Raw genomic sequence first — 15,097 nt, 5'->3', positions numbered from 1 at the left:
ATAATTCCTAAACTTTATAGATGTCCACATCTTCTTTCAGATGCTTGGCAATATCATCCAACTTTTGGATAAAGGCCATCATCTCTTTGATACCGCTGGAAAAAGTTGAGGTCGTGCGGTTAATCTCATTCATACTTTCAACGATTTGTTCAATGCCAACCGTTTCTTGACGAATGGCTACTTCAATATGTTGGCTTGAAATAGATGCTTCATTAATCATTTTACTTAACGTTTGAATCACATGGCCTGCTTTCTCAATGAGCTTTATTCCTGAGTCCAAAGTAGTTGCTCCTTCCTCAGTCACTGTAACTGCTTTTTCGGTAGTACGCCGAATGTCTTCGAGAATTTTTTGAACTTGTACTGTGGATTGCTCGGATTGCTCCGCAAGATTTCTTACTTCAGTGGCTACTGCAGCAAAACCTTTCCCTGCTTCTCCAGCTTTTGATGCTTCAATGGAAGCATTCAAGGCCAACATTTTGGATTGTTGGGCAAGCGTGTTCACAACGGAGGTGATATCCCCAATTTGTTGGGTATGATTGCTTAGATCAAGAATGGTTTGTGCAATGAGCTTCATCTTTTCTTCTGAAGCTTTAATTCCCCCGATACTTTGTTCCACAGATTCTGTACCCAGCTTCCCTTGCTCATAAGTGCTTTTCGCCACTTCTCTTAACGCTTGTGCTTTCGTCATCGTCTGTTTTGAACTTTTATCTATTTCTTCCAAAGAAGCACTGATTTCATTAATAGCGGATGCTTGAGATGTAATTCCTTCTGATTGTTCGTTGGCGGAATTGAGTACTGTTCCAACCATAGAGACAATATCAGAGCTGACTTTGGTAATTTTTTTGGTAATCGATGCCAGCCCATCTGTCATCAAATTGAGGTCTCTACCTAAATCTTGTAAAACATCTTCCCTGTCAATTTCTAGCCGTTCTCTTAAATCTCCTGCTGCAACCTTACTGCTATGAATTCTGAATTTTTTAGATGAAGTGACCAGTTTTTCAAACAGTTCTCTTGATTCTTCTTCTTTATGGCGAAGAATATCTTCATTTTTCTTTATTGCCTCTTGCATTGTTTTTAGCGATAAAAGTAATTTACCCAACTTATCTGCTGAATGGATTTGAATGTCGATATCCCGTTCCCCAGCTGCTATGCGTTCTGCAATGTTGATTGCATTGTCTACCGGGCGGGCTATGGCTCGTTGGGTTAAGTAAGGTACAATAAGTGTTAATGCTATAGTGAGGATTAAAAGCCAATAAGCGTAGGTTTTTAATGAATTTAAGCTGGTGTTTATTTCGTTGGTATTTCGTTCCACTTCTTGACCTAGAAGAGTATAGATACCGCCTATCCTCGCATTGAGGTCTGAAGTATAGTTACCCAGTATGATGTTGATCATTGAGTTTTCTATATCTCGTATTTTATTTCTACTATTTTCGACATTATTTGGATTATTTGGATCTCTTGGTGCATTCACGATAGACATTTGAGTATCATAAAAAGGGATGTAATATTCTTGTAATTTATCCCAAGATTCTTGTAATTTCGCATTGCCTATGGAATGCATTACTTTATCCCATTGGGTTCTCACGGAATTGATTTCACTCCACACGCGTTTTAAGTGTTGCTTCGCCAGAGGATTACCTGTCATTGCCCAATCTTCAAGTAAATCTTGAGCTTGATATATTTGGCTATCCAGAATTTGGGGCAAGTTTTCACTGTGGATTTTTTGACTTAAATAAATGACGCTGTTCACTTTAGGAATCAAGAAAATAATGAGAAGCAATACAGGCAGGCTAAGTGTCATAAATCCTATGATGAGACGAGCTCGTACAGTAATCACCAAACGTGGTTTATTGCCTTCACTCACCATGAACTTCTCCTATCTTGTATAGACGTCTTTTTATTTCTTGATTTAAATGAACGATTAGGGATTCCATATGAATAATGGCAGTAACTGACTGATGCAATCCTAAAATAAATTCCGGGTTGGTAGCCTTCGATGAAGAGATTGGCGCGGCTAAATAGTTTGGCAAGTAAATATCGCTGCCCTCCATGTGATACACCAGAAAACCTAGGGTGATATTGTTTGCCTGTACCACTATAATAAATTTATTTTCATATTGCTTTATGGGTAGAGAATGGTCTAGATGAAAAAATTGGAACAGATCAACCAATGTAATCAAAGCACCACGCCAGTTGATTACTCCAGCAATAAAATGAGGCACGAAAGGAGGCTTGGCGATAACACTACAATTGAGGACCTCTTGAACATATTGGTAAGGAATGCCATAGCTTTCTTTTTGTCCCAGGAGAAATCGAACAAAATGAATGCCGTTATTTTGACTGACATCGACTTCCTCCTTGGCCAGTTGTTTTGTTCTTGCCTGCAATATTTTTAATGCTTCCGGGCTTTTGGGCATTAATTCAGAAGCATTCTTTTGTTCTGTACTCATCATTCAAATCCTTTATGATTCTCATCATGCTTTTCTAATGAAAAATAGATTGCACCATCATGATGAAAGACAAGATTGGTTCCTGATGTAACAATAGGATCCGATGCGCCCAGTATAAGATAAGCGTTGTCATTCATGCTTGCGCTTATCTTTTTCATAATTTTTACAACAAGTTCATTATCAAAATAAATTAGCACATTGCGGCATAAGATTAAATCAACATCAAATATACCATTGATTATGGATGGATAACTGTTATCACACAAGTTCAGGTACCTAAATTGTACCAAGTCCAGAATTTCCTGGGAGAGTAAATAAGAGCGGTTATTTTTTTTGAAATACCGTTGCAGGTATTTTTCAGGAATCGAACGCATAGACCACTGACCATAAGTACCAGAAGTCGCTTTTTTCAATGCAGCCGAGTTGATATCAGTACCCAATAAATAAAGGTTCCACATATCAATATTGGGTAAAAGTTCAGTTAAAAGTATGGCAATGGTATATATTTCTTCACCTGAAGAGCAACCGGCACTCCATATTTTTAAATTAAAATTGTGAGATTTTTTTTGTATTAATCGAGGCAGGAGTTTGTTTTCAAGTAAATGCATTTGATTCTTATCGCGAAAAAAGTAACTTTCCCCTACTGTTATTGTGGCGATTAAATCCGCCAACAAGGGGGAACTACTAGAGCATTTTTTTAATTGGTCTAAGTATTCTTCCGGCAAATAATTGAATCGGTTACAGGCACTGGTTACCACTTTCGCCAACTCTTGAGCTTGATTGATATGAATAACAAGACCAAAACGACTATGAATTAACTCTATGAATTGAGGCTCGAGTAACTTAATTTCGTTTAATAGTTGATTATCCATATTGTCACTCATGAGTCGTACTGGAAGTATATGTCTTTTGTATTAACTTGACATTAAAAACCCAATCAATACTGAGCAACAATGAAATACCTGTATCCAAAGTTAACGCTCCAGAAAAGGGTGATTTATTTCTTGAAAATTCTTCATGCATTTCGATTTGATTTTGTTGGACATGACTCAATCCAAGGACTTTATCGACAATGAGACCGAGTTGATCCGTTCCATTAGAGCAAAGTAATATCGGCGTATTTAAAGGGTATACTTCAATCCGGTGCAATCCAGTACAAATGGCCAGATCGAGTACGGGAATGCATTTATTTTTAAGATTCATTAAACCGACAAAATAAACCGGACACGAAGGGACTATTTCGAGTGATGGCAAAGGAAGAACTCTCTCGATATAATGCAAATCCATACAGACTTGTACGTCTTTTAAAAGAAAATGCAGTACAGTAGGTTGATTGGTGAGCACTTTATCATCTTCCTCAAAATCGTTTTAAACTTAGCACCTATCAGAGACAAGTAAATTATTATTTGACCAAAGTATCAATAATTTGATTTGCCCATTTATAGTTATAGACCCAATAGAATTGATGTACAAGACAAGAGCTGAGAGTATGAGACGAATGCTGAGGAAAAGGGCTTCACTTGGGAGCAGAATGGAACGCTCCCAAAGTTAGATGTATTGAAAATTATTTATGATTCATGATGCGCAAAGTAATTAAGATCTAATTCTCGGGCTGCTTTGACATCGTCAAGCCGTTTGACTGGCAAAGTGTGAGGGGCCTCTTTAAGTAAATCAGGATTTGTAGATGCTTCCTCTCGAATGTTTTTCATGGCTTGAACGAAATGATCTAATTCTTCTTTACTTTCTGTCTCAGTAGGCTCAATGAGCAGGCACTCAGGTACGAGAAGTGGGAAATAGGTCGTCGGAGCATGAACGCCATAATCCAGTAATCTTTTGGCAAAATCCATGGCGGTAACCCCATACATTTTCTTCTCTGGGCTTAAAGTTAAAATAAACTCATGAGAAGCCCGCCGACTTGGATAAGCTGCGGTAAATCCTGCTTTGGTGAGCTCTTTCAGCAGGTAGTTTGCATTTAAGGTTGCATATTCAGAAACGCGCAATAATCCTTCTTTTCCTAATACTCGTATATAAAAATAGGCGCGCAACAAGATGCCTGCATTGCCCATAAAACAAGAAAGGCGGCCAATACTTTGCGGATAGTCTTGATGGTTCGCCCATTCATATCCAGACTCTGTTTTTTTCACAACAGGCAGAGGTATAAAAGGTAATAAACGTTTGCCTACAGCAACAGGACCAGCTCCTGGCCCACCGCCGCCATGAGGTGTGGCGAAGGTTTTATGAAGGTTAAGGTGCATGACGTCAAAACCCATGTCTCCTGGTCTCACTTTTCCTAAAATGGCATTAAGATTGGCACCATCATAATATAATAAACCGCCAGCCTGGTGGACCAAAGAAGCAACTTCCTTAATTTGGCGCATAAACAAACCCAAAGTCGAGGGGTTGGTCAGCATAATCCCCGCTGTCCGTGGACCAATTTTACTTTTTAACTCTTCAAGATCCATATCCCCGTCAGCCGCTGTAGCAATTTCCACAATTTTAAAGCCACACATCACAGCCGAAGCCGGATTGGTACCATGGGCTGCATCAGGAATAAGCATTTCATCTCGTGCAGTATCCCCTCGGGATTGGTGATAGGCTTTAATCATGGCAACACCTGCAAACTCCCCCTGCGAACCGGCCATAGGAGTTAAAGACACACCGGCCATACCAGTAATCTCAGCAATGTATTCTTGCAAGTCATACATTGCTTCTAAAAACCCCTGGCTATTTTCAGCGGGTGAGAGAGGGTGTCGATTGAGGAAATTTCCTATAGATGCTGCCTTATGAACCCCGCGGGGGTTGTATTTCATCGTACAAGAACCCAAAGGATAGAAATTACTGTCTATTGAGAAATTTTTATGCGACAAACGCGTGAAATGCCTTATCACTTGTAACTCAGAACAAGCCGGCAATTTTGGCGGATTCTTCCGCTGCAATTCTGCAGGAATGGCATATTTGCTGGTTGAAGTTTTTGGCGCTTGGGCGGTTGCCTGCCGATCGGTTTTGGATAATTCAAAAATCAACATAATTTGCCTTCCATTTTTTGAATGAATTCTTTTAGTTCAGCCCGATGATTGACTGGGGTAAATTCAATAAATTGATATGCTGCGATTTCTGCTAAATAATAGGGATCTTGTTTGAAAATGGATTCTAAATAATCCCGATCATTGGTGGCAGCAATAATAATGCCACCGGTGCGTGGTTTCATAGGTCCAGACACCAGCAATAGTCCTTGCTTATAATAGTAATCAAGAAATTCTCTATGTGCTTGCAGATACTTATCTACTTCACTTAAAGGAACCAAGTAGGTTAGCTGAATGACAAACATGACCGCACCCTCGTTAAGACATAATGGATTTCAATGTATTTGCATAGCGCATGATTTCTTCTTCGGTACGCATTTCAGTGGCGCAAACCAAAAGAGTGTTTGTAAATTGAGAATAGTGAGCACCTGGCATATAACCACCATTTATTCCTGAATTGGCTAACTGTTCTAATACTTTATCAACAGGCTGATTAAGCTTTAGTAATGCTTCATGAAAAAAAGGTGCTGTGAAAACTTGGGTAACACCTTCAATTTGGGTTAAAAGTGCCACTAATTCATGGGTATTTTGATGACATTGGCTTGCGACTTGACGTAAGCCCTCAGCACCTAAAAGACTCATGTGGATGGTGGCCGCTGTCACTAATAATCCCTGATTAGTACAAATGTTTGAAGTGGCTTTTGCACGGCGTATATGCTGCTCACGCGCCTGTAAGGTCAGAGTAAATCCTCTTTTTCCCTCTTTATCTAAAGTGCAGCCGATAATTCGACCAGGCATTTGCCGTACATGTGCCATTCGCGTACTTAAAAATCCAAAATAGGGACCTCCTGAAGCCATTGGCGAACCTAAAGGTTGCCCTTCTCCACACACGATATCTACGCCATGTTCCCCCCACGCACCAGGCGGCTTTAATAAAGCGAGAGAGATGGGATTCACGCAGGCGATGCTAATGGTTTTGTTCTGATGCGCCCAATGACTTAGTTCGTCTACTTGTTCCAAACAGCCAAAGAAGTTTGGTTGTGAGATAACCAGGGCGGTAATGTCTTCCCCAGTATAATGTTCTAAAGCAGAAAGCGAAGTAATGCCTTGTTTTTCGTCAAAAGGGAGGGTAATGACTTCGATATGCTGATTCCGCAGGATTGTTTCGATGGTTTCCCGATAAAAAGGATGCGTGGTCCCAGTAATCAATACACGACTTGTTTTGCTGTGTTTGTTCACACGCACTGCCATTAAAATGGCCTCAGCCAAAGCGGTGGCGCCATCATACATCGATGCATTGGCTACATCCATGCCGGTAAGTTCGCAGATCATAGTTTGGAACTCATATAACAGCTGTAACGTTCCCTGGCTCGCTTCGGCTTGGTAGGGCGTGTAAGCAGTTAGGAATTCACCACGAGAAGCGATGTCCCACACTGCTGCAGGTATATGATGCTCATAACATCCTGCACCCATAAAGCAGATTCCATTATGATTTTTATCCGCTATTTTATGTGCTTCTTTTAACATATCCATTTCATTCATGCCTGCAGGCATATTTTGGAATCCTGCATATTGCAAAGACGATGGAATCTCATCAAATAAAGATTGGGTATCTTGTGCTCCAATGGCATCAAGCATGGTTTTTCTGTCTTCGGGGGTGTGTGGGATATAAGGCATAATTAATGATCCTCAGCGATCTCATTTTGATATTGTTCGGCAGTAAGCAAAGTGTTTATTTCCTCAGGATGGCTTGGCTTTAATTTTACCAACCAACCGGCAGCATAGGGATCTGAGTTGACCAGAGCGGGATTTTCGATAACCACATCATTAATTGCCGTAACCACACCGCTAATCGGTGCGTAAAAATCTGAAGCAGCTTTTACTGATTCCACGACACCGAGCTCTTCACCAGCGCTGACTTTATCTCCAATTTCTGGTAATTCAACAAAAACCATGTCGCCTAATAATTGTTGCGCATGGTCAGTAATTCCTACAGTGACTTCATTTTGGTCTTCTTTTAACCATTCATGGGTATTTGTGAATTTAATTTCATTCATTGCTTTATCCTTATTTAATTATATATCCAAGGGTGTAGTGAATCAAAAACCAGCCATTGTCTGCATCAACTCTGCATTTTCCCTGGAAAGTTTACATAGTATTACTAATTACTGCGTTCTGTTAAATGGCTTTTCCTGATTTCACAAAACGGGGTTTTCCTACTTTTGCAGGAATTAATTTCCCACGAATGTCTACCAGGACTTCATCACCTGTTTCAACTGGGACTCGCGCGAGTGCAATGGATTTCTCCAGGGTAGGAGAGTAGCTGCCACTGGTGATAATGCCATCCGCGTATCCAGGAATGACCACCCGTTGACCATGGCGCATAATACCCTTATCCAATAAGGTGAGCCCTACCATTTTCTTTTTAACACCGATTTGTTTTTGGGAATATAAGGCTCCCATACCAATAAAGTCACGATCTGAGGGTTCCCATTTAATGGTCCAGGTGAGTCCTGATTCCAAAGGGTTGGTGGTCGTATCCATATCTTGGCCATAAAGCAGCATTCCCGCTTCAAGGCGAAGGGTATCCCGTGCACCTAATCCACATGGATGGACACCAGCCTGCATTAAATCATTCCATAAAGGAACAATTGCTTCCGAAGGGACTATGATCTCAAAACCATCTTCCCCGGTGTAACCTGTGCGGGCAAAAAACCATTGTTCTACATCGACGCATTCGAAGTTCGTTAGTGTTGAAACTGCATCAATTTGTGCTGGATTGAGAATTTTTAATGTTTTTTCGATTGCTTTTGGCCCTTGTACCGCAATCATGGATAACTCTCTTCGTTCTTGTAAACCTACGGCAAAGCCTTCGCTTTTTTTGCGGATCCAGGCTAAATCATTCTGACGCGTTGCGGAATTCAGCACAACACGATAATTATCAGAAGCCCGTTGATACACAATGAGATCATCAATGATTCCACCATGTTCATTACACATGCAACTGTAAAGTGCTCTTCCATTGTGTTCAAGCAAATCGACATCATTCGTCAAAAGCTTTCGTAAAAATTGGCGGCCACCAGCGCCGAGAATATCGACTATGGTCATGTGGGAGACATCAAACATGCCTGCATCTTTACGAACAAAGTGATGTTCATTGAGCTGAGACCCATAATGTAACGGCATTTCCCAGCCATGAAAATCGACCATTTTAGCGCCACATGCTAAATGTGCGGCGTGAAGTGGGGTTTTAGCAATCATCGTACGTCCTTTTTCAATCACCTCGATGGGTGATTATACCTATTGAGATATATACTGTATATTGCATACTGCATATTTCTTAGGACAACTTCAATGATTGGACCAAATATTTGGCGTTGGACGCTTGATTTAGGATGGTTGCTTTTTCTGCTCGTCATTTTCCGACATTTCTGGCGGGACAGACAAAATTTGGCACAAGCCCAATCCTGGTTACAAGTGAAAGGCCGGATTACCGGGTGTGAATGGACTCAAGTGGGCCATAGTGTCTGGCCTAAAATTGAATACACGTACGAAGTCTATGATAAGGTATTCACGGGTGAATATTTATTTTTAGACACAGCCCACAACAGTCCAAACAGTAAATATTCACGAGGGGTAGCTTATAAGGCAGCGGTTGCCTTTAAGGAAAATTCAGAAATTGATATTTATTACAACCCCAACCACCCAGAACAATCAGCTTTAGATGTCACCATGCCAACCAAATTAACGACAATATTAATTTTGATTGGCGGATTAATTGTGGTGCACCTTGGACTTATGGCTTGGCGTTACTTGGGCTAGGTGGGTTCGCAGGTCCTGTTTTTGCGGGGGGAGCACTTGTTGAAGGTGTGTTTGAAGCAGGGGTACTAGTCGAAGGAGCCGGTGGATTGGGTACTGTTTCCTCATCAATATCACATTTACAAGGTTGTTTGATAACAAGCGATTGCAAACTGGTAATACTATAACCTCGTACTCCTTGTCCTGATGGTGCGACCATAAAATTAATCGTCACTTTTAAATGCTGTTTTTGTTGATATTGTGGATTTCGATACGCGACCAATAAATCCATAGAGGCTTTCCAATGGGTTGGGTCTACATTCGTGATTACAGGAGGAGTTGTCGCAACGGAACTTACCTCATAAAGATTTTTTTGTACTTCATCGGGAATTTTGGAAGCATTTAATGCGTTGGTATAAGATATCCAGGCTTCAGCAGTGAAATATTTCGCTATTTTCTTCTGATCTTCGAGATAATTTTTATAGCTAAACGTATAGGTTGCAACGATGGCTTCATTGACCCACACGGATAATTGTGCTGGCTCCGATTGTGCGTAACTTATTTGTAAAACCATTGCTAATAAGAAAAAAACTATTTTTTTATTCATTTTGCATACATTCCAATTGAATCCATAATTGATTGTATAGTGTAACTCATTCAATAGACATAAAAAAATCCCCGGCGGCTGCCGGGGCAAATCGATGTTTGGACATAAATCCAAACACTGCCCCGCTTAAGAGGGGGTAAAGCGGAGCTAAGCATTCGGGGGAAATGCTCATTAGATTAGACACCAAGACGGATTAAAAAGTTCAATAATTAATCAAAAATATTTAAAAGAGGGCACAGATAATTTTCAATTTAAGAATTTTATTCGTTTACAATTGCTTTTTTTCATTAAGACGCGCATCATATTCGCCCGCTTTAAATCTATCGATTGAAGCATCTTTATGGTATTTTATAATTCAAAAAAAAGCAGCTGAAGGTACTCTAATATTAATTGCAATTGCTAGATAGTTTCGGAAGCGGACTTTTTTTCATAATTGATCTACTTTTAAATTTTACTGCGTGATTTCTCGTTGCAGAGAGTTTTTAGCTGTCGACAAAAAAGATTAAGGAGGCAATGTGCGCGAAAGTCGGTTCTACTTTGCTAATCCTGATAGATTTGGCCGATATGTCAATCGTTGGGATTTATTGCTTCTGGTACTTGTTTTTTCAATCCTGTTTTTTTTGGGCTGGGCAGGCTCGCAAATGGCTACTCCTTATCAGTTAGGAGAGCAGATCCCCATCTCTTTAGATCCTGCCAATCTGCCTTTTTATGCGCTCCGAACGGTACTTCGCATGTTTATTGCGCTCTTTTTTTCTATTCTATTTACATTTGCTGTAGGACTTTGGGCAGCAAAAAACCGCCGTGCGGAGCAAATTATTATTCCGGCGATTGATATTTTGCAATCCATACCCGTATTAAGTTTTTTATCTATTACCGTTACGGCCTTTATCCGTTTATTCCCCAATAGTTTATTAGGACCTGAATGTGCGTCCATTTTTGCAATTTTTTGTGCACAAGTGTGGAATATGACTTTTGGTTTTTATCAATCTTTGAAAACATTACCCCATGATTTACAAGAAGTATCTTCAATGTTCCGACTCTCCGCCTGGCAGCGTTTTTGGAAACTTGAAGTTCCTTTTTCCATGTCCAGCCTGTTATGGAATATGATGGTTTCCATGTCCGCAAGCTGGTTCTTTGTGGTTTTATCCGAAGCAATATCTGTAGCGCATCAAAACATCCGCTTGCCTGGGGTAGGTTCCTATATTGCGTTAGCCATCCAGCAACGCGATTTACATGCAGTAGGCTACGCCATTGTGACCATGGTTGTGGTCATTTTTTTATATGATCAAATCTTTTTTCGGCCTCTCATTGCATGGTCTGAAAAGTTTAAAACTGAGCCCTCGCCGGATGGGGTGGAATACCAATCTTGGTTGGTGGATTGGATGCGCGGGAGCCGGTTAATGAAGCAATTCGCTGAAATTCTGAAGATTTTTAAAGATCATTTCATTAATGCACGCTGGTTAAGAATTAATGAAAATAAGACAATCAAAGAAGTCAATTTTAAAAAACAAAAGATAATTGATCGGTTTTGGAATCTTTTGGTGCTCACTTGTGTGGGTTCTGGGGCTTGGTTTTTATTGCGCTTTATTCTGGCTGAATTAAAAGTGAGCGATATCTTGCATGTGTTCCTACTGGGCGCCGCAACGGGTACACGGGTACTTTGTATGATTGTCTTAAGCTCTTTGGTATGGATTCCGGTGGGGGTCTGGATTGGTTTGCGGCCCAGAATTGCTCAAAAAATACAACCTATAATACAATTTGTGGCAGCGTTTCCGGCAAATTTGTTTTATCCTTTATTTGTCATAGCCATTGTTGCGTTTCATTTAAATGTAGAAATATGGGTGACGCCGCTCATGATTCTTGGAACCCAATGGTATATTTTATTCAATGTGATTGCAGGCGCATCGACTATTCCACGAGAGCTCTATTTAGCAGCCGATAATTTTGGCCTCAAAGGATGGATTTGGTGGAAAAGACTGGCGTTACCAGGAATATTCCCCTTTTATATCACTGGGGCGATAACCGCAGCAGGGGGAGCATGGAATGCCAGTATTGTTGCCGAATTTGTGAGTTGGGGTAGCACCACCTTGAGGGCTACCGGTTTGGGCGAGTACATTCAAGCCAGTACTGCAACAGGTGATTTTCCAAAGATTGCGTTGGGCACGGCCATGATGTGTTTGTATGTGCTTACCTTTAACCATTTGATTTGGCGTCCGCTTTACCGTTTAGCGGAAGAACGTTTTAACTTTAATTAAAGATACTTATGTCTGAAACCATTATTGCTATAGAAGGCTTATGCAAATCATTTAAAAAAGCCGCCGAACAAGACTTACTGGTACTTGAGGATGTCAATTTCAAGTTGCAAGAAGGTGAAATCGTGGCTTTGTTAGGTAAATCTGGCTCCGGAAAATCTACCTTATTGCGTATTATTGCCGGTCTTATAGCGCCCACAAGTGGAACAGTAACTTATCGAGGCAAACCGGTTAATCGCCCCGTAGATGGTATTGCCATGGTTTTTCAATCCTTTGCCTTGATGCCCTGGCTTACCGTTTTAGAAAATGTAGAACTTGGGCTCGAAGCTCAAGGGGTGAGCCGTGATGAGCGCAGGCACCGGGCAATTGAAGCAATTGATATTATTGGTCTTGATGGTTTTGAATCGGCATTCCCAAAAGAACTTTCTGGGGGAATGCGACAGCGCGTTGGCTTTGCCAGAGCATTGGTGATCAACCCGGATGTTTTATTGATGGATGAGCCGTTTTCCGCACTGGATGTACTAACCGCAGAAAACCTGAAATCCGACTTATTAGAATTATGGAAAGAAAAGAAAACAAATACGAACGGTATTTTGTTGGTTACTCATAATATTGAAGAAGCAGCGAATCTGGCTGACCGAATTGTTATTTTTGGAAATGATCCTGGCTATATTCGGGCAGAATTACCGGTTACTCTACCCCAACCACGCGATCCAGAATCTCCTGAATTCAGGGCATTGGTGGATAAAATTTATACATTGATGACCACTGGGCCTAAAGAGAAGGCCAAACGGGCACAAAGAGAGCGTCAAATCGGTTTAGGCTATCGATTGCCTGATGTAGAACCTTCAGAGCTTACCGGTTTGATTGAGACTATGACTTCTTTTGAAGAACGAATTGATCTTCCTGAACTTGCTGATGAGCTCATGATGAATATTGATGACTTGTTCCCGATACTTGAAACTCTTGAAATATTGGGCTTTGCCAAGGTTTCTGCAGGAGATATTCAATTAAGCGATTTAGGAAAGCAATTTGCAGAGGCAGATCTCCAGGAACGGAAACAATTGTTTGCGCAAAGATTATTGGAGAAAGTACCCCTGGCGCGTTACATCCGTCGCATTTTAGATGAAAAGGTAGGTCATCGGGTGTCTGAAGAACGATTTTTAAGTAAACTCGAAGATTATTTAAGTGAAAAAGAAGCAGACCGGGTTTTGCGGACCATGATTGATTGGGGGCGCTATGCAGAAATTTTTGCTTATGATTTTAACACTGGAATATTAAGTTTGGAAAATCCCGGTAAGGGAATATAACAATCCTTAATTAAGCCGTCGTATTATTGTCATCTTTGTATTCTTCCCAGGGCTCCTCACGGTTAAAAAATGACTCTTTAGATCAAAAAAAGCTTAAATCGTCATGATTTATTTGTTATTATTTGTTCAGATTGATTCAAGGAGGAGTATATCGCATGGAACAGAAGCAAGAATTCAATGAGCATTTCAAAATCATCCTGCTGGGTAATAATTTTGTTGGAAAATCGAGATTGTTGCTTACCTATTGTGGTGGCCAGTTTTACATCTCTGATGAATACATGGACACAATGGGCGTAGATCAGGGAATAAAAAAGCTTAAAGTTTTTAATAAAATCATCCAATTGCGGATTTGGGATGCTTCAGGCTCCCCCAAATTACTAAAAATAGTCTCTTCCTATTTTCGAAGTGTCGATGGGGCTTTGATCTGTTTTGATCTAACCAACAGAAAATCCTTTATCGATACCAAGGGACACATCGGCCGGCTAAGGGAAGTTAAAAAAAATATTCCCATGATACTTGTGGGTTGTAAAGCAGATTTGGATAAACGCAGAGATATTTCCCTGCTCGAAGCAAAAGAATGGGCTAAGCAACTGGGCGTTTCCTATTTAGAAGTCTCATCGCTGGCAAAAGAGAACATTGAGCAGCCATTTACCCTAATTACCAATCAAATATACATTGCAGCGCAACTTAATAGACTCAAACCTAAACTGGAGGAGTGCTTGAATCATTATTTACAAATTGTTCATCCTCCGAGCCGTTCCAATTTTTTTAGCGAACAAAATTCAGATTTAGGTAAAGAGGGTGCCTTAAAAGAAGAATATAAAATTCTGTATGAGAAATTGCTCCTGACAAGAAGTGCGGATGAGTTAAAGGACATCGAAAAAGATATCATGCCACTTTTAGACAAGGCCAATGATTGTTATAAAGTAAGTAGCCCTTTTTTAAGTTCCTTTGTATCAAGTCCTCTTGCAAAAGCATTAAAGCAAACATTAGATTGCCTTAAGGAATTACTTGCAGAAACGCAAAATTTTCCCACGGACAAAGAAATGGTTTATCCGAAAAAACTAGAAAGCATGCAGATGGTAGTGTAATGGAAGATGCATTTTACCTTCTAGATTTTCAATCCCTATTTTTGTCATCCCCACGCAGGGCGGGAATCTATCCCTCAAGCAAAGTGATGGAGTAACTGCATGGATGGTTTTCCCGCCTGCGCGGGAATGAAAGGGGGTGGAAGGAGCTATAGAATCGTAACTCATCGTTCATTATCCAGAAATTAAAGCATCTCTTGTTTTCATAGGTACAATGCATTTACCTTCTAGATTTGCAATCCCCATTTTTGTCATTCCCGCGCAGGCGGGAATCTAACCCTCAAGCAAAGTGATGGAGTAACTGCATGGATGGTTTTCCCGGGATGAAAGGGGTGGAAGGAGTTATAGAATCGTAACTCATCGTTCATTATCCAGAAATTAAAGCATCTCTTGTTTTCATAGGTACAATGCATTTACCTTCTAGATTTGCAATCCCCATTTTTGTCATTCCCGCGCAGGCGGGAATCTATCCCTCAAGCAAAGTGATGGCGTAACTGAAATGGTCGGTTCCCGCCTGTGCGGGAAGGACAGGGATTTGTGGAATGAGCTCTAGAATCGTAACTAATCTC

14 protein-coding genes are annotated in these 15,097 nt (G+C 40.6%); 4 read left to right on the top strand and 10 right to left on the bottom strand.

Annotated elements, in window-relative coordinates:
• Window positions 1-7: 7 nt before the first annotated feature.
• The 9 genes from BU07_RS0112605 to gcvT form a co-directional block, all read right to left on the bottom strand.
• Window positions 8-1,867, bottom strand: coding sequence for a methyl-accepting chemotaxis protein (locus BU07_RS0112605; RefSeq protein WP_031566582.1), 1,860 nt, complete (start codon window positions 1,865-1,867; stop codon window positions 8-10).
• The gene (locus BU07_RS0112600; protein ID WP_031566581.1) at window positions 1,857-2,453 is read right to left on the bottom strand and encodes a chemotaxis protein CheW; all 597 of its coding nucleotides are present in this window, start codon (window positions 2,451-2,453) and stop codon (window positions 1,857-1,859) included. Before BU07_RS0112600 ends, BU07_RS0112605 begins: the two co-directional genes overlap by 11 nt.
• Window positions 2,450-3,322: a CheR family methyltransferase gene (locus BU07_RS0112595; RefSeq protein ID WP_031566579.1), complete on the bottom strand. Its 873-nt coding sequence runs from the start codon at window positions 3,320-3,322 to the stop codon at window positions 2,450-2,452. The genes BU07_RS0112600 and BU07_RS0112595 overlap by 4 nt, the downstream gene beginning before the upstream one ends.
• A 4-nt stretch (window positions 3,323-3,326) precedes the next feature.
• On the bottom strand, window positions 3,327-3,794 hold the full coding sequence (locus BU07_RS0112590) for a chemotaxis protein CheW (protein WP_031566577.1): 468 nt from the start codon (window positions 3,792-3,794) through the stop codon (window positions 3,327-3,329).
• 224 nt (window positions 3,795-4,018) lie between these two features.
• Window positions 4,019-5,476: an aminomethyl-transferring glycine dehydrogenase subunit GcvPB gene (gcvPB, locus tag BU07_RS0112585; protein ID WP_031566575.1), complete on the bottom strand. Its 1,458-nt coding sequence runs from the start codon at window positions 5,474-5,476 to the stop codon at window positions 4,019-4,021.
• Window positions 5,470-5,778: a YciI family protein gene (locus BU07_RS0112580; RefSeq protein ID WP_031566573.1), complete on the bottom strand. Its 309-nt coding sequence runs from the start codon at window positions 5,776-5,778 to the stop codon at window positions 5,470-5,472. The genes gcvPB and BU07_RS0112580 overlap by 7 nt, the downstream gene beginning before the upstream one ends.
• A gap of 13 nt (window positions 5,779-5,791) precedes the next feature.
• Window positions 5,792-7,150: an aminomethyl-transferring glycine dehydrogenase subunit GcvPA gene (gene gcvPA / locus BU07_RS0112575; RefSeq protein ID WP_031566570.1), complete on the bottom strand. Its 1,359-nt coding sequence runs from the start codon at window positions 7,148-7,150 to the stop codon at window positions 5,792-5,794.
• Window positions 7,151-7,152: 2 nt separating this feature from the next.
• Window positions 7,153-7,530, bottom strand: coding sequence for a glycine cleavage system protein GcvH (gene gcvH, locus BU07_RS0112570; protein ID WP_031566569.1), 378 nt, complete (start codon window positions 7,528-7,530; stop codon window positions 7,153-7,155).
• A 121-nt stretch (window positions 7,531-7,651) separates the two neighbouring features.
• Window positions 7,652-8,734 (bottom strand): glycine cleavage system aminomethyltransferase GcvT, encoded by a 1,083-nt coding sequence (gene gcvT / locus BU07_RS0112565; RefSeq protein WP_031566567.1) that lies wholly within the window; start codon window positions 8,732-8,734, stop codon window positions 7,652-7,654.
• A 93-nt stretch (window positions 8,735-8,827) separates the two neighbouring features.
• Between gcvT and BU07_RS0112560 the strand changes: the two genes are divergently transcribed.
• Window positions 8,828-9,295: a DUF3592 domain-containing protein gene (locus BU07_RS0112560; protein WP_031566565.1), complete on the top strand. Its 468-nt coding sequence runs from the start codon at window positions 8,828-8,830 to the stop codon at window positions 9,293-9,295.
• Here BU07_RS0112560 and BU07_RS0112555 read toward each other — a convergent pair.
• A complete protein-coding gene (locus tag BU07_RS0112555) occupies window positions 9,270-9,878 on the bottom strand; it encodes a DotI/IcmL family type IV secretion protein (protein ID WP_031566563.1) in 609 nt (202 codons plus the stop codon). The two genes, BU07_RS0112560 and BU07_RS0112555, sit on opposite strands and share 26 nt — an antisense overlap.
• Window positions 9,879-10,393: 515 nt before the next feature.
• On the opposite strand from BU07_RS0112555, the gene BU07_RS0112545 reads away from it, so the two are divergent.
• From BU07_RS0112545 to BU07_RS0112535, 3 genes are all read left to right on the top strand, one after another.
• Window positions 10,394-12,133 carry an ABC transporter permease gene (locus BU07_RS0112545; protein ID WP_031566562.1) on the top strand — a complete coding sequence of 580 codons (1,740 nt, stop codon included), beginning with the start codon at window positions 10,394-10,396 and terminating at the stop codon, window positions 12,131-12,133.
• Between the two features lie 8 nt (window positions 12,134-12,141).
• Window positions 12,142-13,440 carry an ABC transporter ATP-binding protein gene (locus BU07_RS0112540; RefSeq protein ID WP_031566560.1) on the top strand — a complete coding sequence of 433 codons (1,299 nt, stop codon included), beginning with the start codon at window positions 12,142-12,144 and terminating at the stop codon, window positions 13,438-13,440.
• 155 nt (window positions 13,441-13,595) lie between these two features.
• Window positions 13,596-14,531, top strand: a complete 936-nt coding sequence (locus BU07_RS0112535; RefSeq protein ID WP_031566558.1) for a Rab family GTPase — start codon at window positions 13,596-13,598, stop codon at window positions 14,529-14,531.
• Window positions 14,532-15,097 lie beyond the last annotated feature (566 nt).

Source organism: Legionella wadsworthii DSM 21896 = ATCC 33877 (assembly GCF_000701265.1).
Lineage (GTDB): Bacteria > Pseudomonadota > Gammaproteobacteria > Legionellales > Legionellaceae > Legionella > Legionella wadsworthii.
The sequence above is the reverse complement of the archived record's forward strand: the minus strand, read 5'-3'. Positions and strand labels throughout refer to the sequence as shown.

Bases quoted from the DNA above. Each gene is read 5' to 3' on its own strand.
- BU07_RS0112605 (WP_031566582.1), bottom strand. From the start codon at position 1,867: ATGGTGAGTGAAGGCAATAAACCACGTTTGGTGATTACTGTACGAGCT.
- BU07_RS0112600 (WP_031566581.1), bottom strand. From the start codon at position 2,453: ATGATGAGTACAGAACAAAAGAATGCTTCTGAATTAATGCCCAAAAGC.
- BU07_RS0112595 (WP_031566579.1), bottom strand. From the start codon at position 3,322: ATGGATAATCAACTATTAAACGAAATTAAGTTACTCGAGCCTCAATTC.
- gcvPB (WP_031566575.1), bottom strand. From the start codon at position 5,476: ATGTTGATTTTTGAATTATCCAAAACCGATCGGCAGGCAACCGCCCAA.
- BU07_RS0112580 (WP_031566573.1), bottom strand. From the start codon at position 5,778: ATGTTTGTCATTCAGCTAACCTACTTGGTTCCTTTAAGTGAAGTAGAT.
- gcvPA (WP_031566570.1), bottom strand. From the start codon at position 7,150: ATGCCTTATATCCCACACACCCCCGAAGACAGAAAAACCATGCTTGAT.
- gcvH (WP_031566569.1), bottom strand. From the start codon at position 7,530: ATGAATGAAATTAAATTCACAAATACCCATGAATGGTTAAAAGAAGAC.
- gcvT (WP_031566567.1), bottom strand. From the start codon at position 8,734: ATGATTGCTAAAACCCCACTTCACGCCGCACATTTAGCATGTGGCGCT.
- BU07_RS0112560 (WP_031566565.1), top strand. From the start codon at position 8,828: ATGATTGGACCAAATATTTGGCGTTGGACGCTTGATTTAGGATGGTTG.
- BU07_RS0112555 (WP_031566563.1), bottom strand. From the start codon at position 9,878: ATGAATAAAAAAATAGTTTTTTTCTTATTAGCAATGGTTTTACAAATA.
- BU07_RS0112540 (WP_031566560.1), top strand. From the start codon at position 12,142: ATGTCTGAAACCATTATTGCTATAGAAGGCTTATGCAAATCATTTAAA.
- BU07_RS0112535 (WP_031566558.1), top strand. From the start codon at position 13,596: ATGGAACAGAAGCAAGAATTCAATGAGCATTTCAAAATCATCCTGCTG.